This is a genomic window from Herbaspirillum sp. BH-1, assembly GCF_002870055.1.
Taxonomy (GTDB): domain Bacteria; phylum Pseudomonadota; class Gammaproteobacteria; order Burkholderiales; family Burkholderiaceae_D; genus Herbaspirillum; species Herbaspirillum frisingense.
The window spans coordinates 13,945-38,184 of the sequence record NZ_PKOI01000015.1 but is presented as its reverse complement, the minus strand read 5'-3'; the positions used below and the strand labels follow the sequence as shown (position 1 = coordinate 38,184).

Annotated in this window: 25 protein-coding genes; 10 read left to right on the top strand and 15 right to left on the bottom strand. The window is 64.4% G+C overall.

The annotated features are described in order from the left end of the window. Nucleotides 1-104 precede the first annotated feature (104 nt). From HBH1_RS18195 to tyrS, 6 genes are all read right to left on the bottom strand, one after another. Complete coding sequence (locus tag HBH1_RS18195) at nucleotides 105-338, bottom strand: Fis family transcriptional regulator (protein ID WP_006463627.1); 234 nt, start codon at nucleotides 336-338, stop codon at nucleotides 105-107. A gap of 183 nt (nucleotides 339-521) precedes the next feature. Beyond that, nucleotides 522-1,541 (bottom strand): tRNA dihydrouridine synthase DusB, encoded by a 1,020-nt coding sequence (dusB, locus tag HBH1_RS18190; RefSeq protein WP_102663878.1) that lies wholly within the window; start codon nucleotides 1,539-1,541, stop codon nucleotides 522-524. A gap of 193 nt (nucleotides 1,542-1,734) precedes the next feature. After that, nucleotides 1,735-2,379 (bottom strand): histidine phosphatase family protein, encoded by a 645-nt coding sequence (locus HBH1_RS18185; RefSeq protein WP_102663877.1) that lies wholly within the window; start codon nucleotides 2,377-2,379, stop codon nucleotides 1,735-1,737. An 8-nt stretch (nucleotides 2,380-2,387) separates the two neighbouring features. Then, a complete protein-coding gene (locus tag HBH1_RS18180; protein ID WP_102663876.1) occupies nucleotides 2,388-3,035 on the bottom strand; it encodes a YbhB/YbcL family Raf kinase inhibitor-like protein in 648 nt (215 codons plus the stop codon). 85 nt (nucleotides 3,036-3,120) lie between these two features. Beyond that, nucleotides 3,121-3,585, bottom strand: a complete 465-nt coding sequence (gene dtd / locus HBH1_RS18175; protein WP_102663875.1) for a D-aminoacyl-tRNA deacylase — start codon at nucleotides 3,583-3,585, stop codon at nucleotides 3,121-3,123. Between the two features lie 12 nt (nucleotides 3,586-3,597). Next, a complete protein-coding gene (tyrS, locus tag HBH1_RS18170) occupies nucleotides 3,598-4,857 on the bottom strand; it encodes a tyrosine--tRNA ligase (protein WP_102663874.1) in 1,260 nt (419 codons plus the stop codon). Nucleotides 4,858-5,103: 246 nt separating this feature from the next. Between tyrS and HBH1_RS18165 the strand changes: the two genes are divergently transcribed. Next, nucleotides 5,104-6,501 carry a M23 family metallopeptidase gene (locus HBH1_RS18165; protein ID WP_102663873.1) on the top strand — a complete coding sequence of 466 codons (1,398 nt, stop codon included), beginning with the start codon at nucleotides 5,104-5,106 and terminating at the stop codon, nucleotides 6,499-6,501. A 92-nt stretch (nucleotides 6,502-6,593) separates the two neighbouring features. Next, a complete protein-coding gene (locus tag HBH1_RS18160; protein ID WP_102663872.1) occupies nucleotides 6,594-7,736 on the top strand; it encodes an anhydro-N-acetylmuramic acid kinase in 1,143 nt (380 codons plus the stop codon). Nucleotides 7,737-7,943: 207 nt separating this feature from the next. Here the strand turns inward: HBH1_RS18160 and HBH1_RS18155 are convergent, their stop codons facing one another. From HBH1_RS18155 to mpl, 9 genes are all read right to left on the bottom strand, one after another. After that, nucleotides 7,944-8,411 (bottom strand): glycine zipper 2TM domain-containing protein, encoded by a 468-nt coding sequence (locus tag HBH1_RS18155; RefSeq protein WP_006463619.1) that lies wholly within the window; start codon nucleotides 8,409-8,411, stop codon nucleotides 7,944-7,946. Between the two features lie 138 nt (nucleotides 8,412-8,549). Further along, nucleotides 8,550-9,515 carry a magnesium/cobalt transporter CorA gene (gene corA / locus HBH1_RS18150; RefSeq protein ID WP_006463618.1) on the bottom strand — a complete coding sequence of 322 codons (966 nt, stop codon included), beginning with the start codon at nucleotides 9,513-9,515 and terminating at the stop codon, nucleotides 8,550-8,552. 201 nt (nucleotides 9,516-9,716) lie between these two features. Beyond that, the gene (gene mtgA, locus HBH1_RS18145) at nucleotides 9,717-10,424 is read right to left on the bottom strand and encodes a monofunctional biosynthetic peptidoglycan transglycosylase (RefSeq protein ID WP_006463617.1); all 708 of its coding nucleotides are present in this window, start codon (nucleotides 10,422-10,424) and stop codon (nucleotides 9,717-9,719) included. A gap of 87 nt (nucleotides 10,425-10,511) precedes the next feature. Beyond that, nucleotides 10,512-11,327, bottom strand: a complete 816-nt coding sequence (gene aroE, locus HBH1_RS18140; RefSeq protein ID WP_102663871.1) for a shikimate dehydrogenase — start codon at nucleotides 11,325-11,327, stop codon at nucleotides 10,512-10,514. Between the two features lie 91 nt (nucleotides 11,328-11,418). Further along, entirely contained in the window at nucleotides 11,419-12,300 is an 882-nt protein-coding gene (locus tag HBH1_RS18135; RefSeq protein ID WP_199181620.1) for a TonB C-terminal domain-containing protein, read from the bottom strand. 55 nt (nucleotides 12,301-12,355) lie between these two features. Then, a complete protein-coding gene (locus HBH1_RS18130) occupies nucleotides 12,356-14,449 on the bottom strand; it encodes a ribonuclease catalytic domain-containing protein (protein ID WP_102663869.1) in 2,094 nt (697 codons plus the stop codon). 16 nt (nucleotides 14,450-14,465) lie between these two features. Then, complete coding sequence (locus HBH1_RS18125; RefSeq protein ID WP_102663868.1) at nucleotides 14,466-15,071, bottom strand: chorismate--pyruvate lyase family protein; 606 nt, start codon at nucleotides 15,069-15,071, stop codon at nucleotides 14,466-14,468. Next, nucleotides 15,071-15,661 (bottom strand): YqiA/YcfP family alpha/beta fold hydrolase, encoded by a 591-nt coding sequence (locus tag HBH1_RS18120; RefSeq protein ID WP_102663867.1) that lies wholly within the window; start codon nucleotides 15,659-15,661, stop codon nucleotides 15,071-15,073. Before HBH1_RS18120 ends, HBH1_RS18125 begins: the two co-directional genes overlap by 1 nt. Next, nucleotides 15,658-17,040, bottom strand: a complete 1,383-nt coding sequence (gene mpl, locus HBH1_RS18115; RefSeq protein ID WP_102663866.1) for a UDP-N-acetylmuramate:L-alanyl-gamma-D-glutamyl-meso-diaminopimelate ligase — start codon at nucleotides 17,038-17,040, stop codon at nucleotides 15,658-15,660. The genes HBH1_RS18120 and mpl overlap by 4 nt, the downstream gene beginning before the upstream one ends. A gap of 66 nt (nucleotides 17,041-17,106) precedes the next feature. On the opposite strand from mpl, the gene HBH1_RS18110 reads away from it, so the two are divergent. The 8 genes from HBH1_RS18110 to HBH1_RS18075 all read left to right on the top strand — a co-directional run bounded on the left by HBH1_RS18110 (nucleotide 17,107) and on the right by HBH1_RS18075 (nucleotide 24,217). Continuing rightward, a complete protein-coding gene (locus HBH1_RS18110; protein WP_102663865.1) occupies nucleotides 17,107-17,754 on the top strand; it encodes a hypothetical protein in 648 nt (215 codons plus the stop codon). After that, nucleotides 17,754-18,275 carry a TlpA family protein disulfide reductase gene (locus HBH1_RS18105; RefSeq protein ID WP_102663864.1) on the top strand — a complete coding sequence of 174 codons (522 nt, stop codon included), beginning with the start codon at nucleotides 17,754-17,756 and terminating at the stop codon, nucleotides 18,273-18,275. Before HBH1_RS18110 ends, HBH1_RS18105 begins: the two co-directional genes overlap by 1 nt. Nucleotides 18,276-18,397: 122 nt before the next feature. Further along, a complete protein-coding gene (aroQ, locus tag HBH1_RS18100; protein WP_102663863.1) occupies nucleotides 18,398-18,835 on the top strand; it encodes a type II 3-dehydroquinate dehydratase in 438 nt (145 codons plus the stop codon). 124 nt (nucleotides 18,836-18,959) lie between these two features. Next, nucleotides 18,960-19,430, top strand: coding sequence for an acetyl-CoA carboxylase biotin carboxyl carrier protein (gene accB / locus HBH1_RS18095; protein WP_102663862.1), 471 nt, complete (start codon nucleotides 18,960-18,962; stop codon nucleotides 19,428-19,430). Nucleotides 19,431-19,533: 103 nt separating this feature from the next. Next, on the top strand, nucleotides 19,534-20,913 hold the full coding sequence (gene accC / locus HBH1_RS18090) for an acetyl-CoA carboxylase biotin carboxylase subunit (protein WP_006463606.1): 1,380 nt from the start codon (nucleotides 19,534-19,536) through the stop codon (nucleotides 20,911-20,913). A gap of 73 nt (nucleotides 20,914-20,986) precedes the next feature. Beyond that, nucleotides 20,987-21,901, top strand: coding sequence for a 50S ribosomal protein L11 methyltransferase (prmA, locus tag HBH1_RS18085; RefSeq protein WP_102663861.1), 915 nt, complete (start codon nucleotides 20,987-20,989; stop codon nucleotides 21,899-21,901). Between the two features lie 3 nt (nucleotides 21,902-21,904). Beyond that, on the top strand, nucleotides 21,905-23,179 hold the full coding sequence (locus HBH1_RS18080) for a DUF3426 domain-containing protein (RefSeq protein WP_102663860.1): 1,275 nt from the start codon (nucleotides 21,905-21,907) through the stop codon (nucleotides 23,177-23,179). A gap of 102 nt (nucleotides 23,180-23,281) precedes the next feature. Further along, on the top strand, nucleotides 23,282-24,217 hold the full coding sequence (locus tag HBH1_RS18075) for a carbohydrate kinase family protein (protein WP_102663859.1): 936 nt from the start codon (nucleotides 23,282-23,284) through the stop codon (nucleotides 24,215-24,217). Nucleotides 24,218-24,240: the final 23 nt, after the last annotated feature.

The window sequence follows — 24,240 nt, the reverse complement described above, 5'->3', positions numbered from 1 at the left end:
GGTAGGCAAGACTGGTAAGGGAAAGGAAACCTGAAAAACCGTGGAAGGAAGCTGCACCCCTGCATGAGCCGGCCCCCTGCACTGCGGCGCCGGCCTTGCGCGGGCTACAGCAGGCCGTGCTGCTGCAGCTTCTTGCGCAGCGTATTGCGGTTGATGCCGAGGATCTCGGCGGCCTGGGACTGGTTGCCCTCGGCGCGCGCCATCACGGTCTCGAAGACCGGTTTTTCGACCGTGGCCAGCACCATGTCGTAGACATTGGTGGGGAGTTGCTCTCCGAGATCCCGGAAATATTTTTCCAGGCTCTTCTTGACGACATCCTCGATACTTTCTTTGCTCATGGCGTTGCTGCTTCTGTTTTTTTCCGGTGTGGCCACTGCCGGCGACGCTCGCCGTTGTGAACTGCGCGCCTGCCTGCGTGACCTGCCGTGTTGTTGATCAATTGCGCGCAAGGCGCATCCGATACCCGTTACCCCAAGCCCGATCTCCGTCCCTGCCGGGCGGTCGGGCCATTGCTCGTTCGCTCAGGCGGCCAGGGCCACCTCATCCACCAGACCGTATTGCAGACGCTCGCCGTGCGCTGCCTGGTCGGCGAAGAACTGCCGCACCGCCTGCAACTGCTGGTTGCAGTCTTCGATGCGATTCATGCCGCGACGGAACTGCTCGCCCCCGGCCAGTTCGCGCACATACCAGCCGATATGCTTGCGCGCCGTGCGCACGCCCAGGTACTCGCCGTAGAACGCATAGTGGGCCTGCAGGTGTTCATCCATCAGCTGCACGACCTCGCTCACCAGCGGCGCCGGCAGGTGTTCGCCGGTCTGCAGGAAGTGGTCGATCTCGCGGAAGATCCAGGGCCGCCCCTGTGCGGCGCGGCCGACCATGACGGCATCAGCCCCGGTGATGCGCAGGACCTCGCGCGCCTTCTCGGGCGTGGTGATGTCGCCATTGGCCACCACCGGAATGCTGACGGCAGCCTTCACGGCGGCGATGGTCTCGTACTCGGCATGGCCGCTGTAGCCGTCGGCGCGGGTGCGACCGTGCAGCGTCAGCATGGCGATGCCGGCCGCCTGGGCGCGGGCGGCGATCTTCAGGGCGTTCTTGTTGGCGCGGTCCCAGCCGGTGCGGAATTTCAGCGTCACCGGCACGTCCACCGCCGACACCACCGCATCCAGGATGCGCGCCACCAGTTCCTCGTCCTGCAGCAGGGCTGAACCGCACCAGCTGTTGCAGACCTTCTTGACTGGACAGCCCATGTTGATGTCGATGATCTGGGCGCCGCGCTCGACGTTGTACTTCGCGCAGTCGGCCAGCATGGCGGGATCGGCCCCGGCGATCTGCACCGCCTTGGGTTCCATCTCGCCATCGTGGTTGATACGGCGCGAGGTCTTCTCGCTGTGCCACAGCCGCGGATCGGAAGCCGCCATCTCGGACACGGCATACCCTGCCCCCAGCTGCTTGCACAGCTGGCGGAATGGACGGTCGGTCACGCCCGCCATGGGAGCGACGAACACGTTGTTTCGCAGGGAGTAAGGCCCAATGTTCACGACGTGGATCAGGGGGAGGTACGGGGAAGGGCGCTATTTTAGCGCGATTGACGGCCTCGCCCAACAAGAATCGGGCGCGGTTACATCTTTGGGACTGATTATTTATTGGGCAAAATCAATTGTTGGCAGTATGCCAATCCTGATTGCCATCCTGCAAGAATCCGGGCCGCGTGGCGCGGCCCGGCGTGCGGATTCAGCGGTCGACCTCGTCCAGCGTCTCGCGCTGGAGGTGACCGATCTCGCCCCAGGAACGGATATGGGCGCGTTGGCCATCCCAGTGCAGGCGGTTGACGCTGGCGTTGAAGATGTCGAAGTTGCGCGGCTGGGCGAAGGAGCTCTGGCTGGCCCAGTGATGGATGCACTCCAGCACGCCGCCATGGGTGACGATGGCCACCTTGCGGTACGGGCCCGAGGCCAGTACCCGCTGCACCGCCGCGACCGAGCGCTCGTAGAACTCGCGCATGGTCTCGGCGATACGCTCGCCGGCCGGGTAGCGGAAGTCCGGCTCGCGGGCTTTCCACTGCCGATAGGCCTCGGGATAGCGCGCCTCGATCTCCACATGGCGCAGACCTTCGAAGGCGCCATAGCAGCGCTCGCGCAAGCCGGTATCGATGACTACCTGCCGTCCGCTGGCCTGGGCCACCGCCTGCGCGGTGTCGCGGGCGCGCTGCAGATCGCTGGCGAAGATGGCGTCGATGCCCTCCTCGGCCAGCAGCTCGCCCAGCGCCAGGACCTGGCGCTGGCCGGCCTGGTTGAGCGCAATGTCGATATGCCCTTGCAGGCGCTTGTCCACGTTCCAGTCGGTTTCGCCGTGGCGGATCAGCAGGATGTCGGTCATGCGGGTTTTCAGGTGCGCGGTATGGCGCTGGGGTTGAGGGTGTACAGGCCGGTGAGGGAGGCCTGCGCCAGGACATGGTCGCGTAGCGCCGTCACCACCACCGAGCCTTCGAGGTTGCCGGCCACCGGCAGCTGTTCCACGTCCAGGGCATAGAGGGTGAAGATGTAGCGGTGCACCAGCGCATCGTTCCACGGTGGGCAGGGTCCGTCGTAGCCGAAGTAGTCGCCGCGCATGTCGCCGTCGCCGGCGAACCAGCCGGTGTAGTCGTTGATGCCCTGGCGCGCACCGGGCATGACGTCGCCCAGCACCGCCGGGCCCGGCTTGCCACGTGCGGTCACGCCGTTGCTGAACTGGCCGGCCTTGATCTGGCTGACACTGGCCGGAATGTCCACCAGGGTCCAGTGATAGAAATCCACCCGCGGCAGTTCCAGCGGCACGGTCTTGCCTTCCTGGTTGACGTCGTCGCCACGGGAAGGCACGTCAGGGTCATGCACCACCAGCGCCAGCGACCTGGTGTCGGCCGGCAGATCGCTCCAGGCGAAGTGCGGGTTCCGGTTGGCCGACAGGGCGACGTGGGTCTTGGGGTCCATCACCGCGAAGGCGAACTCGCCGGGGATGTTGCTACCGTCCTTGAAAGAATCGCTCCAGAATTTCATATCACCTCCTAAAGTAAGGCCACATTCAACACGCTTTGCAAATTCATTTGGGGACGTCCGGCCCGGCTTCAAGCCAGACCGAGGTTCATGACACCAAAGCCGGAGGCTTCACCTGCAGCCAGAAAGTGACCGGCCCGTCGTTGGTCAGCGACACTTTCATGTCGGCGCCAAAACGACCGGTGCCGACCTTTTCCTGTCCATGCTGCACCCGCGCCTGCGCCACGAAGTGCTCAAACAGCTGCCGTCCCAGTTCGGGCGCGGCCGCTGGCGTGAAGGAGGGGCGTGTGCCGGAATTGGTATCGGCGGCCAACGTGAACTGCGGAATCAGCAACAGGCCGCCTTGCACGTCGACAACACTACGGTTCATCTTGCCTGCCTCGTCGCTGAAGACGCGATAGGCCAGCAGCTTCTTGAGCAGGGCATCGGCCTGGGCCACGCCATCATGGCGTTCGGCGCAGACCAATACCATCAGGCCGGGGCCGATGGCACCCAGCGTCTGCCCGTCCACCACCACGGCGGCCTGGCTGACCCGCTGCAACAGGGCAATCATGCGCGCACCAGCTTACGCCAGGGTGACGCGGGCAAACTTGCGCTTGCCGACCTGCACCACGCACTGGCCGGCCTCGACCTTCAAACCCTTGTCGCTGATGACAGTGCCGTCGATACGCACGCCGCCCTGCTCCACCATGCGCAGTGCTTCCGAGGTGGAGGCACAGAGGTTGGCCTGCTTGAGCAACTGGCCGATGCCCAGCGGCGCGCCCGACAGCGAGACCTCCGGGATGTCGTCCGGGATGCCGCCCTTGGAGCGGTTGACGAAATCGGCCAGCGCGTCTTCGGCAGCCTGCTGCGAGTGGAAGCGGGCCACGATCTCCTGGGCCAGGGCGACCTTGATATCGCGCGGATTGCGGCCACCCTCGACCTCGGCCTTGAAGGCAGCGATTTCGGCGATGGAGCGGAACGACAGCAGGTCGTAGTAGCGCCACATCATCACGTCGGAAATGCTCATCACCTTGGCGAACATGGTGTTGGCCGGCTCGGTGATGCCGATATAGTTGCCCTTGGACTTGGACATCTTTTCCACGCCGTCCAGGCCTTCCAGCAGCGGCATGGTCAGGATGCACTGCGGCTCCTGGCCGAAGTCCTTCTGCAGTTCGCGGCCCACCAGCAGGTTGAATTTCTGGTCGGTGCCGCCCAGTTCCAGGTCGGACTTCAGGGCCACCGAGTCATAGCCCTGCATCAGCGGGTAGAGGAATTCATGCACCGAGATCGGCGTGCCTTCCTTGAAGCGCTTGGTGAAGTCGTCGCGCTCCATCATGCGCGCCACGGTGTAGCGCGAGGCCAGCTGGATCATGCCGCGGCTACCCAGGGCATCGCACCATTCGGAGTTGTAGCGGATTTCGGTCTTGCTGGCATCCAGCACCAGGCTGGCCTGGGCGAAATAGGTCTTGGCGTTGATCTCGATCTGTTCGCGCGACAGCGGCGGACGGGTGGCATTGCGGCCGGACGGGTCGCCGATCATCGAGGTGAAGTCGCCGATCAGGAAGATCACCTGATGCCCCAGGTTCTGCAACTGGCGCATCTTGTTCAGAACCACCGTATGGCCCAGGTGCAGGTCAGGGGCGGTCGGGTCCAGTCCCAGCTTGATGCGCAGCGGCTGGCCGCTCTGCTCGGCACGCGCCAGCTTCTGCGCGAATTCGCTTTCGATGAGCAGCTCATCGATACCGCGTTTGGTGATGGCCAGCGCCTCCTGGACCTTGTCGGAGAGGGGCAGTTTGGAGGAGGCGGCGGAGGGCGCGGAAGGGGTGGACTGGTCGGCGTTCATCGATATAACTAAAAAATTGGCATTTGTAGGACAAGACCGCTAAAGCGTGTTGCTATAATTCCGACTTTCGTTTTTCTGCTGGGCGCCAGGACGCCGCCTCAGAAGCTCATCAGCAGGAACAATATTCACACCCGTGCGTATGAAGAATTACGCGGGCGCAACACGGCGGGGGGACAGGAAACGCCGCATTGCAGCCGTACCCGCCATCCGCCACGGAAACGTCAGATTTTAACGTATTCGTATTGCATGTTCCCACAAGATAAACTCAAGCACCTCTCGTCCCTGTGCTTCACCGCGTTGCGATCCTGCCACCACAAAGTCGCCGCCTCCTCGCCCAAGACCCGCATCGTCGGCGCCAGCGCCCTGTTCCTGGCGGCCTTTACCATCGGCGCCGCCGGCTTCGCACCGGCCGAGCCCGACCTGAAGGACGCCCCGGTCAACCCGATTTCCAAGGAACTGACCCTGCCCGACCTGCAACAGCAGATCAGCGCACTGGAAGAGCGTTCGCAGTATTACGTGAACGAAGAGAAGGTACGCAGCGGCGACACCCTGGCCACCCTGCTCAACCGCCTGGGCGTGGATGACGACGAGGCCACGGCCTTCATCAAGTCCGACACCCTGGCGCGCACGGTGATGCAGTTGCGCGCCGGCAAGCGTGTGGTGGCCCAGACCGACGACAATGGCGAACTGGTCAAGCTGTCGGCCACCCTCGACGACGGCAGCGACACCCCGAAGAACCTGGTCATCTCGCGCCAGGATGGCAAGCTGACCGCCCAGGCGCAGCCGGCCGTGCTGGAGCGGCGCGTGGAAATGCGCGCCGGCACCATCTTCTCCTCGCTGTTCGCGGCCACCGATGCGGCCCAGATCCCGGACGCCATCGCCATGCAGCTGGTAGACATGTTCGCCACCAACATCAACTTCGCTTCCGACCTGCGTCGCGGCGACCGCTTCAACGTGGTCTACGAGACCTATTACCAGAACGGTGACCTGGTGCGCACCGGTCGCGTGCTGGCCGGTGAATTCGACAATGCCGGCAACCGTTACCAGGCGGTGTGGTTCAGCGACCCGGCCAGCAAGATCGGCGGTGGCGGCTACTACGCCTTCGACGGCAAGTCGCTCAAGAAGGCCTTCCTGAAGTCGCCGCTGGCCTTCACCCGTATTTCCTCGGGCTTCTCGATGCGCCTGCACCCCATCCTGGGCCAGTGGAAACAGCACACCGGCGTGGACTTCGCGGCGCCGACCGGCACCCCGATCCATGCGGCGGCCGATGGCGTGGTCGACTTCGTGGGTCAGCAGAACGGCTATGGCAACATCGTCGTCATCAAGCACTGGAGTGGCTACTCCACCGCCTACGGCCACATGAGCCGCTTCGCGCCCAACATCAAGAAGGGCATGAAGGTCAGCCAGAACGACGTGATCGGTTTCGTCGGCATGACCGGCTGGGCGACCGGCCCGCACCTGCACTATGAGTTCCGGGTCAACAACCAGCCGCGCAACCCGCTGTCGGTGGAAGTGCCCAATGTCCAGGCATTGACCGGCCCGCAGATGCAGCGCTTCCGCACCGTGGCCGACGAGATGCAGCACCGCATGGCCATGCTGCGTGTACCGGGCGCGCCGGATGTGAAACTGGCTTCCATCAAGTAATTCCGGCCGGCATCGTTCCTGCCGGCATGAGCTACGAAGGGCGGTCGCTGTAGAATCAGCGACCGCCCTTTTCTTTTTCCTGCGCCCCTGCCATGAGTTCTTCTTCGTCCCCGTCGTCTTCCCGGCCCCCTTCCCTCTACATCGGCCTCATGTCCGGCACCAGCCTCGATGGCGTCGATGGCGTGCTGGCCGACTTCGACGGCCAGGCCGTCTCGGCCACGCTGGCAGCGGCCTACGTCCCCTTCCCCGACCATCTGCGCGCCGACCTGATGGCGCTGCAGGCAGCCGGCCCCAACGAGATCGAACGCGAAGCCATGGCCGCCAATGCACTGGCGGTGCACTACGCCGACTGCGTGGCGCAGCTGCTGCTGCAATCGGGCAAGTCGGCGGCCGACCTGCGCATGGTGGGGGTACACGGACAGACCATCCGCCATCGCCCGGAACTGGGTTTCACCCGCCAGACCAACAACCCGGCGCTGCTGGCCGAGTTGACCGGCATCGACGTGGTGGCCGACTTCCGCAGCCGGGACGTGGCCGCCGGTGGCCAGGGTGCGCCGCTGGTACCGGCCTTCCACCGGGCCATCTTCGGCGATGCGTCGCAATCGCGGGTGGTGGTCAATATCGGTGGCATCGCCAATGTCAGTATCCTGCCGGCCGGTGAAGAAGGGGCCTATGGCTTCGATACCGGCCCCGGCAATGCGCTCATGGATGGCTGGATACAGCTGCACCTGCAGCGCAGCTACGACGCCAACGGCGACTGGGGCGCCAGTGGCCAGGTACACGCAGGCCTGCTGGCGCAACTGCGTGACGAAGCCTTCTTCCGCGCCGCGCCGCCCAAGAGTTCGGGACGTGACCTGTTCCACCTGGACTGGCTGCAGGCAGCCCTGCAGCGCAGCGGGCAAACCATACCGGCACCCGACGTGCAGGCCACGCTGACCATGCTCACCGCCAGCACGATCGCCGATGCCATCGTGGCCCATGCGCCTGATGCGGGCCAGGTCTATGTCTGTGGTGGAGGGGCTGAAAATGCGCTGCTGATGCGACTGCTGCGTCAGCAATTGCAGGGGCGCGCCGAGGTGCAATCGACGGCCGTGCTGGGTGTGGCGCCCCAACGGGTGGAAGCGCTGGCCTTCGCCTGGCTGGCGCGCCGCTTCGACCTGCGCCTGCCGGGCAACCTGCCGGCGGTGACCGGAGCGCGTGGCCTGCGGGTACTGGGCGCACTCTATCCTGCCTGAGCTGCCTCATCTGCCGGACCAATCCCCCTCTGGCCGCCCACAAGAAAAAGGCCGTCCTGCCTAAGCCGGACGGCCTGAACTTTTGCGCTGGATGACCGGTTTCACCCGACTACCCGGCGCCCTCAAGAACTGTTGAAGACTATTGCACGGCACTGAAGCTGGTGCTGCTCATCTCTGCATGAAACGCTCTTTAGCGATCAGGTGCGATCAGTAGCGCGAGATACGACCGTTATCCAGGCGCACGCGGTCACCGACGCGGAAGTCGGTATTGTCTTCCTGTGCGAAGGTCTGCAAGGAGCCATCATTCATGCGAACGCGGATGTTGTAGACCTGGTGACCGGCGGAATTGTTACGTTGCACCTGGTTGCCGGCATAGGCGCCACCGGCGGCGCCCGCCACGGTGGCCAGTACACGGCCGGTACCGCCACCGACTGCATTACCGAGCAGGCCGCCAGCCACGCCGCCGACCACGGCACCGGCAACACCGTTGCTTTCCTTGTGGGTGACTTCGATGGCCTCGACCACGCCGGTACCGGAATAGGAGGCAACGCGATCATAGTTCTGCGACTGCGGGGCCGCGCCGTAGGGTTGCTGCGGGCTGGCGCAACCGATCAGCAGGCCGGCGAAGCTGGCGCTGACGATGGCCAGCGAAATGTAGTGGTGGCGAGTGGACATGGGGCTCTCCTGATCTGGCGATAGACGATGGATGCAGTGTGCCGCGCCGGCAGCGCGCACGGCATCGGAGAAGCCCGGGAAACGGTGTCAGAGAAATGAGGACGTCGCCGTCAGCAGACAGGCCTCAAAGGATGGGACTCAGTTGAGCCAGCCGCGCCGACGGAAGTACCAGAACGGCGCAATGGCCGAACCGATCATCATCAGGATCGCCAGCGGATAGCCGATGGGCCAGTCCAGTTCCGGCATGAGCTTGAAGTTCATGCCGTAGATGCTGGCAATCAGGGTCGGTGGCAGGAAGGCTACCGACGCCACTGAGAAGATCTTGATGATCTTGTTCTGGTTGATGTTGATGAAGCCGACGGTGGCGTCCATCAGGAAGTTGATCTTGTCGAACAGGAAGGCGGTGTGGCCGTCCAGCGATTCGATGTCGCGCAGGATCTGGCGGGCGTCCTCGAACTGCTCCGAACTCAGGAGCCGCCCGCGCATCAGGAAGCTGACTGCGCGCCGCGTATCCATCATGTTGCGACGGATACGGCCGTTCAAGTCTTCTTCGTGGGCGATGGTGTTCAGGACGTCGGCGGCATCCTGGTCGGACAGGCTCTTCTTGAGCACGCTGGTGCTCACCGCCTCCAGCTTCTGGTAGATGCCTTCCAGGGCATCGGCGGAATATTCGGCATCGGTCTCGTAGAGGTCCAGCAGCACGTCGCGATAGTCGCCGATGGAGCCGGGCCGCGAACGGGCGCGCATGCGCACCAGGCGGAACACCGGCAGGTCTTCGGCATGCACCGAGAAGAGGATGTTGCGGGCCAGGATGAAGGCCACCGTCATGGTGGAAGAGGAATCGTCATCCCCTTCGAACAGGAAGTCGGTGCGCAGGTGCAGGTCGCCGTTCTCGGCCTCGAAGTAACGGGCCGAGGCTTCGATGTCGCTGAATTCATCCTCGTCCGGCAGGGTCACGCCATAGATGCTCTTGACCCAGGCGCGCTCCTCGTCGTTCGGCTCGGTCAGGTCCACCCAGACCGGCGCCGCCTGTTCCAGGTCGGTACGGCTGTCGATGTTGACCTGGCTCAGTCGTCCGTTTTGCAACACGAATACATTGATCATGGGTTCTCGCTGGATGGAACGCGGGTGGGAGTGCGGCGACCCGCTGCCGCCGGTGCAGGCCGGCGCGACCTCAGGCGCGAAACGTGCGCAAGTGTACGTTCAACCCCGGCGCCAGGCAAGCACGACACGGGGCCTGTTGTCAGGCCCGTGCTGGCAGGCTGACGTCATACGCCGGTCATGCGCACGCGGCAAGAAAATCGCTCACTTGTGGGTGGGCGGCAGCGTGGCGGCGTTCATGCGGCGCAGGATCAGCCCGGTACGGGCCGCCAGATAGGCCGAGCCGCGATTGCGGTCGTAGTAGCGCGGACGCGGCAGCATCACCGCCAGCCGCGCGGCCTGCTCCGCACCCAGGCCGGCGGCCGTGGTGCGGTAATAGTGCTGGGCGGCGGCCTCGGCGCCGAATACGCCATTGCCCCACTCCACCACGTTGAGATAGATCTCGAAGATGCGCTGCTTGTCCAGCAGGAATTCCAGCATGTAGGTGATGATGAATTCCTGGCCCTTGCGCAGGTAGCTGCGCTCACCGGAGAGGAACAGGTTCTTGGCCAGCTGCTGGGTGATGGTGGAGCCGCCGGCGACCACCTTGCCCTTCTTCTCGTTCTTTTCGTAGGCCTTTTGCAGGGCTTCCCAGTCGATACCGTCATGCTCGGAGAAATTGGAATCCTCGGAGGCGATGATGGCGCGCTTGAGATTGTTGGAAATGCGCGCATACGGCGTCCAGCGGAATTGCAGCTGCGCGTTGGGATCCTTCTCGCGCAGCAATGACAATTGCTGACGCATGAAGCTGGTGGACTCGGGGTTATGGTCCTTCCACCACCAGATCTGGACGAAGAAATACGCCTGCAACAGCAGCACCAGTGCGATGGGCAGGACGATGATCCAGAAGAGCAGCTTGCGTAGCGATTTCATGTGCCGGTTCTTGTTCTGTGGTTCTCGGGTGTCACGATGCGCAGATTCTCACGCGTGCCGGCCGGGCCGACCCTGGGCGCATGCCCCTCATTGCGCCAGTTGCGCGCGCAGGCTGGCGAACACCTCGGCGGTGGCCGGACGCACGCCGCGCCAAAGGTGGAAGGCTTCGGCCGCCTGCTCCACCAGCATGCCCAGGCCATCGCGCACGCAGGCGCCGTGCTGCTGGGCGCTCTGCAGGAAGATCGTGGGCTGGCGGCCATACATCATGTCGTAGGCCAGGGTGTCGCTGCCGTAGACCGACACCGGCAGCGGTGGCAGGTCGTCGGTGAGGCTGGCCGAAGTGGCATTGACGATGACATCGAATACCCCGTCCAGTTCGGCATAGGCGGCGCTCTTGACCGGGCCGTGCGAGGCGAACTGCGCGGCCAGCTCGGCCGCTTTGGTCTGGGTGCGGTTGACGATCACCAGTTCGGCCGGCTTTTGCTGCAGCAGCGGCAGCAGTGCCCCGCGCGAGGCACCGCCGGCCCCCAGCAGGAGCACGCGACGCCCCGCCAGCGCCTGGCCGGCATTGACCACGATGTCAGTCACCAGGCCGGCACCATCGGTGTTGTCGCCCAGGATGCGGCCGTCTTCGAACTTGAGGGTATTGACCGCGCCGGCCAGACGGGCGCGCTCGGTCAGCTGGTCGGCCAGGGCATGGGCCTCCAGCTTGAAGGGGACGGTGACATTGGCGCCGCGTCCGCCACGCCGCTGGAACACCTGCACCGCCGCCTTGAAGCCATGCAGTGGCGCCAGCAGGCGATCGTAGTGCAGTTGCTGGCCGGTCTGGGCGGCAAACTGTGCGTGGATCTCGGGTGATTTGCTGTGGGCAATGGGATTGCCGATGACGACGTATTCATCCATGGTGGTCCGCCTGCTCCCTTGTTCTCTGTTTTCGTTGAATGATCCGCCAGCGCTCCTGTCCCGCGCCGCTGACCCTCAGTGCGTCAGCCTCTCAGCCGGCCCCCAGTTCGGCCTGCACACCCTGGTCCCGCGTGAAGCGGAAGCGGGTGATGATTTCCCACACATCGTCCTTGCCGCTGGTGCGCATGTTCTCCGGGAAGCGGCCGAACGGCGCCGAGCGGCGCACGATGGCCACCGCCGCCTGGTCCAGTGCGGCATTGCCGGAACTGGACCTGACCACCACGCCGCCATCGCGTTCATAGATGGTGCCGTCCTGGAAGACCGGGATGACGATCAGCAGTTCACCATAGAGCTTCTTGCCGTCCCGGGTCGGGAAGTTCAGGGTTCCGATCTTTTCTATCTTGTCCTGCAGCGTCTTGTAGTACTGGGCATAGCCGACTTCACGGGTGCTGGGCGTGATCTGGGTCTTCTTCGGGCGCTTGTTGTATTGCTCGATGTTCTTTGCGACCTCGGCTTCCATGCGCGCCATGGCCTTGGCCGTCTCGGTCATGTCGTGCGCGTTGGGCTGCGGCGTCTCGACCGGCTTGATCTGGTCGGCGCTGGTCACATGCTGCTGTGCCGCCTGCAGCTGCGCGAGCATCTTGCGCTGCTGCTGTTCCAGCTCGACCACCTTGCGTTGCGCGGCCTTGACGCTGTCGCCGCTCTCGACCCGCTGCATGTCCGGCAGCGGTGACTTGGCGCGGCCGTCCTCGGCATTGCCGCCCCCATCCAGGTTGGCCTGCGCCAGGGCCTGGGCGTTGACCGGCTTCTTGTCGTGCTTGGCGTTGACCAGGATGACTTCCAGTTCCGGGTCCGACGGCTTGAAGCGGAAGGCATCGGGCGCGGCGAAGTGTACGGCCAGCAGCAGGCCGTGCACCAGCAGCGAGAGACCGAGCGCCACGCTGAGCAGGCGATGTTGAGCAAACAGGTTCACGGCAGGCAGGCAAAAGCGACGATAGGGACAGCGGCAATTCTACGCCAGCACCGCCTCATTGCGCCGCTGCGGCGGGCGGGTTTTCGCCATCGGCCGCTGCTTCCGTTTCAGCGGCAGCGTCGGGTTCACCCTCCCCGGCGTCGGTCGCTTCGTCGCTGGAGGCATCCTCCTCGCTGCCCAGCGCAGCCATGCCCTCCAGCAACTCCTCGTCGTCTTCACCCAGATCGGTGGCCAGGGCCTGGGCCGCCGCGGCCGGCACTTCCAGCAGGCGTGCTTCCACGCTGAGATCGACCTCGTCCCAGCGCAGCAGGTCGAGCTTGACCTGCAGGCCGCGCGCCAGTTGCGGCAGGCCGGGCATGCGCAACACCAGCGGGATATCGACCAGGCGCAGGATTTCGTCCTTCAGCACCACCGCTTCCACGGTGCGGGCGTTTTCCTGGGCCAGCCAACGCAGGCACCAGTAGCGCTCCATGGTGGACTGGAAGTCGGCATAGCCGGAATAGGCCGCGTCGAAACCGGAGACGATGGCGAACAGGTCGGCGTCACGCGGCTTGAAGGGCGCCACCAGCGGTGCGGTCACGCCATGCTCGATGCAGGCCAGGATCTGCCACTGGTTGACCAGGTCGGTATAGCGGCGCAGGGGCGAGGTGCTCCAGGCGTACTGGTCCACGCCCAGTCCCTGGTGGGGAGCGGCATGGGTGACCATGCGCACCTGCATCTTGGCGGCCCAGCCGCCGGCACCGCCGCCCTGGGCGCGATAGATGCCCGGCACGCCGTGGTCGGCCATGAGCTTGCCCCAGGTGCTGTTGGCGAAGATCATCAGTTCGGCCACGATCTTGTCCAGCGGCGCGCCACGACGGCGACGGACAATGCTGACCACGTCGTTCTCGACGTAGAAGTTGAAGTCCACGCGGTTGTTCTGTTCCGGCCGCAGGCCGAAGGCCTCGCGCTTGGCCATGCGGCCCTGCTCCAGCAATTGCACCCATTGCCAGAGCAGCGCGATCTCGTCCTTGTGCGGATAGTCGCCGCGATTCTCGGCCAGGGCTTCCTCGGTGACCAGGTCATCGAGGTCGTTGTGGCGCAGGTTGGCGGCAATCGGCACCAGTTCGGCGCGGGTTTCGGTGGCCAGCACTTCCCAGCTGGCCGGGTCCAGCGTGGCATACAGCGACAGCGCCGGGCGGGCGGCGCCGGCATCCAGGGTGTAGGTAGCCACCAGATCGTCGGGCAGCATGGTGATCTTTTCGCCCGGCATGTACACGGTGGACATGCGCGCGCGCGCCATCGCATCGATGGCGTCGCCGCGCTTGATGGCCAGGCCCGGTGCGGCGATGTGGATGCCCACGCGCAGCTTGCCGTCGGCCAGTCGGGTCACCGACAGTGCATCGTCGATTTCGGTGGTGGTGACGTCGTCGATGGAGAAGGCCTGCACATCGGCGGTGGGCAGGTCTGTGGTCGGCGCGGGGATGTCGATGGCCGGGAAGCCCGTGCCACGCGGGAAGAACTCATGAAGGAAGCGCGCATAGTGCAGGTCCTTGGGCGAGGCCACGCCGCCGGCGGCCAGCATCAGGCGCTGCGGGGTGGTCTGCAGTTCCTTGGCGGCGGCGTCCAGGGCCTTGTATTCGATGCCGTTCTTGTCCGGCTTGAAGAGCAATTGCAGGGCGATCGGGCGGAAGGCCTCGGGCAACTTGTGGGCCTTGAGTTCTTCCACATAGGCGGCCTGGGCCAGCAGTTGCTGCTTCTTCTTTTCCAGGCCGGCCAGGGCGGCCTGCAGCGAGGCTTGCGGGGCCGCCTTGTAGCGGCCGCGACCCTTCTTGTAGAAGTAGATCGGCGCGTGATGCAGGCACAGCAGGAGACCCGCAGCCTCTGGTGGCAGGGGCGCGTGGCCGAAGTACTCGGCCGCCAGTTCGGTGAAGCCGAACTCTTCCTCGCCGGCCACTTCCCACAGGAAGTCCAGGTCGACCTCGGCGGCGATGGCCTGCGCCTGCTCCAGCAATTCCTGCGGCGCAGGAGAGGCGAACTGCAGCAGCGCGTCGCGCGACTTGACCTTGGTGCGCTTGCCGGAGGCCATCTCGACCTGGTAGGACTCGCCCTGCTGGGTCATGATGGAGCCGGCCTTGAAGTCGCCGGATTCTTCGAACAGTAAATTCATCTGCTTCTATCGCTTCTCAATCTGGTACATGGGCCGGCACCGGACGCATCAGCGCCTCCAGTGCCGGCAGGAAAACATCGGTGACCATCAATATCCCGCCGCGCCGCGTAAACAGGGAGCGGCGTGCCAGCAGGGTGGTCGGTAGCGGGGTCTGCGGCAGGGCCTGCGCGATGCGGCGCATCAGCGGGTGGCCGGACCTCAGGCGAGCATACTGGATGGGGCGGCGCCCGACCAGCGGATCAAAGAACAGGTTGGCGCCCAGCGGCGTATTGCCCAGCTTGCTGAAGAAAGGCCAGTCGGATTTCACCGAGCCGGTGGACATGACGGTGTGACCGAACACCACCGGCAGGCCGTCGCAATGCAGGATCACGTCGCGCTCGACCACCCGGCTGCGCGCGGGCAAACCCAATGCCTCGTGCTCATCGGCCAGGATCACGGCGGGCCGCTGGCGCAACAGGCGCACGCTGAAGGCGTCGGTACGGGCCTTCAGTTTCAGGGTCATGGAACCGGGGTCGGCCAGCCAGGCACGAACGCAGCGCATGCGCTGGCCCTCGGTGGCCAGCAGCGTTGCCAGCGCCTGCGGGTGCGCCATCCAGCGCGCCTTGCGCGGGACACATCGCATCAACGCAGCACCTTGCCCGCAGGCGCGACACCGCAGAAAGCCAGCACTTCGTCCAGGTAGTCCACGAATTCGGCCATGCCGTGGTCGCTCCCCTGGATGACGATCTGACGCGCACCCGGGTAATGGGCCACCATCTCGCGCCAGTCCAGCACTTCGTCGCCGGTGGCGGCCAACAGCAGGTAGCGCTGCGGGCGGCTGATGGCCGGGACCACCAGCGAGCGCAGTTCGGCGATGTATTCGTGCTTGAATTCGAAGGGTTCGTCGGAGTGATACTGGGTGCTCACGCCGACATAGGATTCCAGGTCGCGTGGCGGCTTGACCGCCGGATTGAGCAGTACGGCGCGGCAACCGAGGTGTTCGGCCAGCCAGGTGGCATAGAAGCCGCCCAGCGAAGACCCGACGACAGTCAGCTGCGCCGGGTCGACACCGGCCACCAGCGCCCCGGCCAGGGCGATGGCTGCGGCGGGCGAAGCCGGCAGTTGCGGGCAGTGGTAGTCGTCCTGCAAGCCCAGCTCGGCCATGCGCTGCCCCATCACCCGCGCCTTGAAGGATTGCGGCGAGGAACGGAAACCGTGCAGATACAGGATCATGCCAGCGCGTCCAGCAGCTTCTGGTGGACGCCGCCGAACCCGCCGTTGCTCATCACCAGCACGTGGTCGCCCGGCTTTGCGGCGGCCTTGACGGCCTGCACCAGGGTAGCGAGCTCATCGAAGGCGGCTGCCTTCTGGCCCAGCGGCGCCAGTGCCTCGGCCAGGTCCCAGCCCAGCGCGTCGCGTCCGGAGCGGGCACCGAAGCCGAACACCAGGTCGGCCTCGGCCAGGCTGCCGGGCAGGGCTTCCTTCATGGTGCCCAGCTTCATGGTGTTGGAACGGGGCTCCAACACGGCCAGGATGCGGGCGTCACCGACCTTCCTGCGCAGGCCGGCCACGGTGGTGGCGATGGCGGTCGGATGGTGGGCAAAATCGTCATAGACAGCCACGCCATTGGCGCTGCCGCGCAGTTCCATGCGCCGCTTGACGCTCTGAAAAGCCCCCAGCGCCTCGATGGCCTGGGCTGCAGGCACACCCACATGGCGGGCGGCGGCGATGGCCGCCAGGGCGTTCATGCGGTTGTGCTCGCCGGTCAGTTCCCAGACCACGGTGCCTTGCAGCTGGCCCTCGAAGAAGACATCGAAGCGCCCGTCCTCGTGGGTCTGCAGCGACCAGCCCGGCTGGTCCTGGGCCACGCCGAAGTCCTCGCGTTCGCTCCAGCAACCGCGTGCCACCACGCGCAGCAATGCCGGTTCGCGGCCATTGACGATGAGCCGGCCGATGCCCGGCACGGTACGCACCAGATGATGGAATTGGGTCTCGATAGCAGCCAGATCGGGGAAGATGTCAGCGTGATCGTATTCCAGATTGTTCAGGATCGCAGTGCGGGTGCGGTAATGGACGAACTTGCTGCGCTTGTCGAAGAAGGCGGTGTCGTACTCATCGGCTTCGATGACGAAGAAGGGCGAAGGTCCCCCCTGGCCGTCGCTGCCCAGGCGCGCCGAGATCCCGAAGTTCATCGGCACCCCGCCGATCAGGAAGCCCGGCTGGTAACCCGCATGCTCCAGCACCCAGGCCAGCATGGCCGAGGTGGTGGTCTTGCCGTGGGTGCCGGCCACCGAGAGGACCCATTTGTCCTGCAGGATGTTCTCGCCCATCCATTGCGGGCCGGAGACATAGGGCAGGCCGCGATTGAGGATCTCTTCCATCAGGGGGTTGCCGCGCGAGACCACGTTGCCGATGACGAACAGGTCCGGCTTCAACTCGACCTGGGACGGTTCGAAACCCTGGATCAGGGTGATGCCCTGGGCTTCCAGCTGGGTGCTCATCGGCGGATAGACATTGGCATCGCAGCCGGTCACGGTATGGCCGGCCTGCTTGGCCAGCACGGCCAGACCGCCCATGAAGGTGCCGCAGATGCCGAGGATATGTATGTGCATAGCGAATCTTGGGGTGTAATCCCGAGATTTTACCTGAGGCGGCGGGCCCCACCGCTAACGAGTATCATGGCGGCCATGTCTGAATTCGAATTCACCTCCCCCACCGAGCAACTGCGCGCCGAGATTGCCGCCGCCGCCGCCCGCATGATCGCCGAGGACGGCGCCGACTATGGCAGCGCCAAGCGCAAGGCCGCCCGCCAGATCCTGGGCAACCAGAAGGCCAGGGGCGAGATCATGCCCGATAACGAGCAGATCGAAGAAGAAGTGCGTATCTACAATGAACTCTTCTTTGCCGACACCCAGCCGGCGCGCCTCTTGCACCTGCGCCGGGTAGCGCTGCAGCTGATGCAAGATCTGCAACATTTCAATCCTTACATCACCGGTGCAGTCTGGAATGGCACCGCAGGTGAACATTCGGACATCCACCTGCAGCTGTTCTCGCCCAGCGCCAAGGATGTGGAAATCTTCCTGCTCAACAAGAATGTGAACTTCGAGGTCGGCGAGACCGCGCACTTCCGCACCGGTCAGGCGGTCGAGACCCTGAGCTTCCTGCTGCCCCAGCGCGGCGCCGATCCGGAACTGGCGCACCTGGCCCTGTACGACGAAAATGATCTGCGCGGCAGCCTGCGCGTGGCGCCTGGAAAACGTGCGGACCGGGGCGATGCCGCCGCCCTGACGCAACTGATCGAGACCACTTCAGAAGAAGACGTGTGATGAAGAAACTGAAAAATGTGATCCTGTTGGCCGTCGTTGCCGTGATTTGCGTGGGTGTGGGCATCTATGCCAGCCATCGCGCCCACCCCGCCGACTCACCCGAGACGCTGGCGCTGAATCAGCTGCTGTCGCAATCCATGCCGGATGCCAGCGGCCAGACCCAGTCGCTGGCGCAGTACAAGGGTCGGCCGCTGGTGGTCAACTTCTGGGCCACCTGGTGCGGCCCCTGCGTGGAGGAAATGCCCGAGCTGACAGCCTTGCAGCAGGAAATCGCGCCGGTGCAAATTCTGGGAATTGGCGTAGATAGTCAGGAAAATATCGCCAAGTTTGCGCAAAAGTACCAAATCCGCTATCCTCTCTTCGTTGCCGGAACCGGCGCCACCGATTTGCTGCGGCAATTCGGCAATCAGGCAGGCGGTCTCCCCTTCACCGCTCTGGTGGGCAAGGACGGCAAAGTCAAGAAGGTCTACCTGGGTCGCATCAAGTTCGATGAACTGCGTGCCGACCTCTCCAAGCTCTGATAGAGCCACGCTGGCGCAAATGCATGCGCGACTGCAAATCCGTGAAAAGAAAGTTTTTCTTGCCAAATGATGCCATTTGACGGCAAAATGCGCGCATCGTCGTCAAACGGAGCTTAATCTCCATGGCAAAACAGCTTCTCCTGCTCAATGGCCCGAACCTGAATCTGCTCGGGACCCGGGAGCCGGAAGTCTACGGATCCACCACGCTGGCTGATATCGAGCAGCGCGCGCAAGACCAGGCCCGGGCCGCCGGTGCGACCCTGGTCGCGTTCCAGAGCAACCATGAAGGTGCGCTGATCGACCGCATCCATCAGGCCCGTCACGAAGGGGTGGACGGCATCATCATCAACCCGGGTGGACTGACCCACACCAGCGTGGCGCTGCGCGATGCGCTGGCCGGGGTGGCGATTCCCTTCATCGAGGTGCATATCTCCAATATCCACCAGCGTGAGCAGTTCCGGCATTTTTCCTACCTGTCCGGCATTGCCCGGGCAGTCCTGTGCGGCTTCGGTGTCGACGGCTATCGCATGGCCGTGGACCATTGGCTGCGTCAATCCTGACGTCGGGCCCGCCCCGTCCCGAACGGATCGTTTCACGTACTGCAAGACCTTGACTGAACCTGCCGGCCGCGACAGAGCGCTGGCGCTTCTCTAATACTACTTATCTACATTCCGAGGGATTCAAATGGATTTACGAAAACTCAAGACGCTGATCGACCTGGTTGCTGAATCGGCGATCGAAGAGCTGGAAGTCACCGAAGGCGAAAGCAAGGTCAGGATCGTCAAGTCGTCCCCGAATGCGCAGAACCAGGTGGTGATGGTGCCGCAACAGCAGGCCTATGCCCCGGCCGCTGCCCCCCTGGCAGCCGCTCCGGTGGCCGCCGCTGCGCCGGCCGCGCCGGCTGCAGCTGCCGTGCCGGAAGGTCATATCGTCAAGTCGCCCATGGTCGGCACCTTCTACCGCTCCTCGGCACCGGGCGCTCCGGCCTTCGTGGAAGTGGGCAAGGAAGTCAAGGAAGGCGACACCCTGTGCATCATCGAAGCCATGAAGCTGCTCAACGAGATCGACGCCGACAAGGGTGGCGTGGTCAAGCAGATCCTGGTGGAAAACGGCCAGGCGGTCGAGTTCGGCCAGCCGCTGTTCGTGCTGGGCTGATCGCATTCAGTCCCTGGCCTGGTCGGCAGGGTCGGTGGTCCTTTCGGATACGGCCCTCCTCCGGAACCTATAACGCTTGAACTGGCGACGTCCCATTCCTGTTATGTTTGAAAAAATCCTCATCGCCAACCGTGGCGAAATTGCCCTGCGCATCCAGCGCGCCTGCCGCGAATTGGGTATCAAGACCGTGGTCGTGCACTCCGAGGCCGACCGCGAAGCCAAGTACGTAAAGCTGGCCGATGAGTCGGTCTGCATCGGCCCGGCCCCTTCCGCGCTGTCCTACCTGAACATGCCGGCCATCATCAGCGCGGCCGAAGTGACTGATGCCCAGGCGATCCACCCGGGCTATGGCTTCCTGTCGGAAAATGCCGATTTCGCCGAGCGCGTGGAACAGTCCGGCTTCGTCTTCATCGGCCCGCGCGCGGAAAACATCCGCATGATGGGTGACAAGGTCTCGGCCAAGCAGGCCATGATCCGCGCCGGCGTGCCCTGCGTGCCCGGTTCGGAAGGCGCGCTGCCGGACAACCCCAAGGAAATCGTCCAGATCGCCCGCAAGATCGGCTATCCGGTCATCATCAAGGCCGCGGGCGGCGGCGGTGGTCGCGGCATGCGCGTGGTGCATACGGAAGCGGCGCTGATCAACGCCGTGACCATGACCAAGACCGAAGCCGGTGCCGCCTTTGGCAATCCGGAAGTCTATATGGAGAAGTATCTGGAAAATCCGCGTCACGTGGAAATCCAGATCCTGGCCGACGAGCACAAGCAAGCCATCTGGCTGGGCGAGCGCGACTGCTCCATGCAGCGCCGCCACCAGAAGGTGATCGAGGAAGCACCGGCACCGGGCATCCCGCGCAAGATCATCGAGAAGATTGGCGAACGCTGCGCCGAAGCCTGCCGCAAGATGAACTACCGTGGCGCCGGCACCTTCGAATTCCTGTACGAAAACGAAGAGTTCTACTTCATCGAGATGAACACCCGCGTGCAGGTCGAGCACCCGGTCACCGAGATGATCACCGGCGTGGACATCGTGCAGGAGCAGATCCGCATCGCGGCCGGCGAAAAGCTGCGTTACCGCCAGCGCGACATCGAGCTGAAGGGCCACGCCATCGAGTGCCGCATCAACGCCGAGGACCCGTTCAAGTTCATCCCCTCGCCGGGCCGCATCACTTCCTGGCACGTGCCGGGCGGTCCTGGCATCCGCGTCGATTCGCATGCCTACTCCGGCTATTTCGTGCCGCCCAACTATGATTCCATGGTCGGCAAGGTGATCGCCTACGGCGCCACCCGCGAACAGGCCATCCGTCGCATGCAGATCGCCCTGTCGGAAATGGTGGTGGAAGGCATTTCGACCAATATCCCGCTGCACCGCGAGCTGATGGTCGATGCCCGTTTCTTCGAAGGCGGAACCAATATCCATTATCTGGAACATAAGTTGTCGGAACGTCCGACGGCGCCGGATGCGGAAAAGTCGCTGAAGAAGTAAGCACGCTCCAATCGCAACAACAAGCAACAACGCGCAACATCATGCAACATCACGCAACAACAAAGGCAGGCACATGGCTTGGGTAGAAATCGTCATCGAAGTGGCGCGGGAAGAGGCGGAGGCACTGTCCGACGCCTTGATGGAATCTGGCGCCCTGTCGGTGTCGGTGGAAGATGCGGACGAAGGGACGGACGCCGAGCGTCCGCTCTTCGGCGAGCCCGGAATGGAGCCGGAGGAAGCCGCATGGGACCGCAGCCGCGTGGTGGCGCTGGCCGGCAAGGATGCCGACCACGCCGCCATCGTGACCGATGCGGCCAAGGCCATCGGCCTGGACTATGCCCTGCCCTTTGCGACGCGTAACGTGGAAGAGCAGGACTGGGTGCGCCTGACGCAATCCCAGTTCGAGCCCATCCACATCGGCCAGCGCATCTGGGTCGTGCCGAGCTGGCACGAAGCGCCGGCCGATCCCGATGCTCTCGTGCTGGAACTGGACCCCGGTCTGGCCTTCGGCACTGGCAGCCATCCGACCACCCGGCTGTGCATGGAATGGCTGGAAAGCAATGCCTCCAGTGCCCGCACCCTGCTGGACTACGGTTGTGGCTCGGGCATCCTGGCGCTGGTCGCGGCCAAGATCGGCGTTCCCCAGGTCATCGGCGTGGACATCGACCCGCAGGCGCTGGAAGCCGCCCACCACAATACCGAACGCAATCACTGCAGCGCGACCTACTATCTGCCAGAACCCTTCGCCCAGGCCTACCCGGAAGGTGAAAAGTTCGACGTCGTGGTCGCCAATATCCTGGCCGGCCCGCTGCAACTGATGGCGCCCATGCTGGCTGGCCGCGTGCGTGCCGGTGGGTCCCTGGTGCTGTCGGGCGTGCTGGCGCGCCAGGCCACGGAGGTCATCGCCGCCTATGCGCCCTACATCACGCTCTCGGTATGGGCGGAGCATGAAGGCTGGGTGGCGCTGGCAGGCCACCTGCCGGAGTAATCCATGGCGTTGGCGACCCAGTGTCCGCACTGCCTGACCATCTTCAGGGTCGCCAGCGACCAGCTCAAGCTGCGTAACGGACTGGTACGCTGCGGCAGTTGCCGCGAAGTCTTCAACGGTAATGAGTTCCTGGTCGAGCCCAGCATCGCCGACGGTCATTACCAGCCGGTTCCGGGCAGCAAGGCGCAGGCCGGCGCACTCCCTGCAGCGACCACTGCATCAGCAGCGCCCGCCATCACAGCCAGGCGCAACCCGCCCTCGGCCTCCCCCTCTTTCCAGCCCCAGCCCGACCCGCTACCCGAGGTCAGGTTGCCGGTGGCACCTGCTGCATCAGAAGCAGCACCACCGATGGCGCAGACCCCAGCGACACCGGCAACTCCGGCGCCCCCGACCACGGCCGCCATTCCGCTGATCGCGGAACCCAAGGTGTTCCGCTCCCCCGCCAGCCCGGGCTATATCCCCGATCTCGGCGCGCCCCTGAAGCTGTCCCAGCCTGTGGACAACGACAAGCCGGATCAGACCGGGCCTGCCGCGGACGAAGACCTCGATACCGGCGCCCTGCTACGTCGCTCCTCCGACCCGGCTGAAGACCTGGCGGCACCGCCCGAGGTTGCGGCCGTCTTCAGGATCGACAATGAAACGCCGCCAGCATCGGCAGATGTCACTCACGACGTCGAGTCCGCGCCGCTCGAGCGCGAAGAGAGCCTGGAAATCGAGGATCGTGCTACCGCCGATGAGCAGCAGGCGGCCGACGAGCCCGGTTTCGTCAAGCGTGCCGAGCGCAAGGCGCGCGTCGGCCATGCGATGAAGATGCTGATGATGGTGCTGGCCGGCGTGATGGTGCCGGTGCTGCTGCTGCAATCGCTCTATTACTGGCGCAACCCGCTGGCGGCCTCGGTGCCGGTGTTGCGCCCCATGCTCAATGGCATGTGCGTCGCCTTGCATTGCACGGTGGGATTACCGGCCGAGATCGACCGGCTCTCGCTGGAATCCAATGAATTGCAGGTGGTGCCGCCCAACCAGAACGTCTATGCGCTGTCCATCGTGATGCGCAATCGCGGCACCAGCGCCCAGGCCTGGCCGCACATCGAACTCACCCTCAACAACGATGACGAGAAGGCCGTGGTGCGAAAGGTCTTCCGTCCACGCGACTATCTCGCCGATGCCGGCCTGATCGACAGCGGCCTGGCCGCTGACAGCGAGCGCCAGATCAAGCTCAACTTCGAGCTCAAGGATGCGCTGGTGTCGGGGTATCGCATCTACCTGTTCTATCCCTGATCCGGCCCTGTCTCCGGCCTGTCCTTGCACCGTGAGGTGCTGCCTGCGTGCCGCTTTTCTTCTACAATGCGGCATCATTCACTTTTCCCGGCGGCCATCTCCATGAGCTCACTGATCTGCGGTTCTCTCGCTTACGACAACATCATGCAATACGAGGGCCGCTTTGCCGAAGCACTGCTGGCCGACCAGTTGCACAAGGTCAACGTATCCTTCCTGGTCCCGACCATGCGTCGCGAATTCGGCGGTTGCGCCGGCAACATCGCCTACAACCTGAAGCTGCTGGGGGGCGAGCCCATCGTGATGGCTACCGTCGGCCTGGACAGCGCGCCCTATATGGAACGCTTCGCGGCACTGGATATCTCTACCCGCTGCGTGCGCCAGATCGAGGACTCGTTCACCGCGCAATGCTTCATCACCACCGATGCCGACAGCAACCAGATCACCGCCTTCCACCCGGGCGCGATGACCTGGTCGCATGAGAACAAGGTCGCCGATGCCGGCCCGGTCAAGTTCGCCATCGTGGCGCCGGATGGTCGCGACGGCATGCTGCAGCACGCACAGCAGGCGGCTGAACTCGGCATCCCGCTGATCTTCGATCCGGGCCAGGGCATGCCCATGTTCGACGGCAATGACCTGAAGAACTTCATCGACCTGGCCACCTATGTTGCCGTGAACGACTACGAAGCCGAGCTGCTGACGGCCCGTACCGGGCTGACGCTGACGCAGATCGCCGAACGGACCAAGGCCCTGGTGGTCACCCGTGGCGAACTGGGCGCGGAAATCTTCGTGGCTGGCCAGAAGTTCGATATCCCCTGCGTGCCGGCTGACCGCATCGCCGACCCCACCGGCTGTGGCGACGCTTTCCGCGCCGGCATGCTGTACGGTCTGACCGAAGGCTATGACTGGGAAACCACCGGTCGCCTGGCCAGCCTGATGGGCTCGATCAAGATCGCGTCGCAAGGTCCGCAGAATCATGCGCCCTCGCGTGCCGAGATCGAAGAGCGCTTCCACAAGGCTTTCGGTTACCGCTTCGGTTGAGACCGGAACGCACGTCGCCTCTG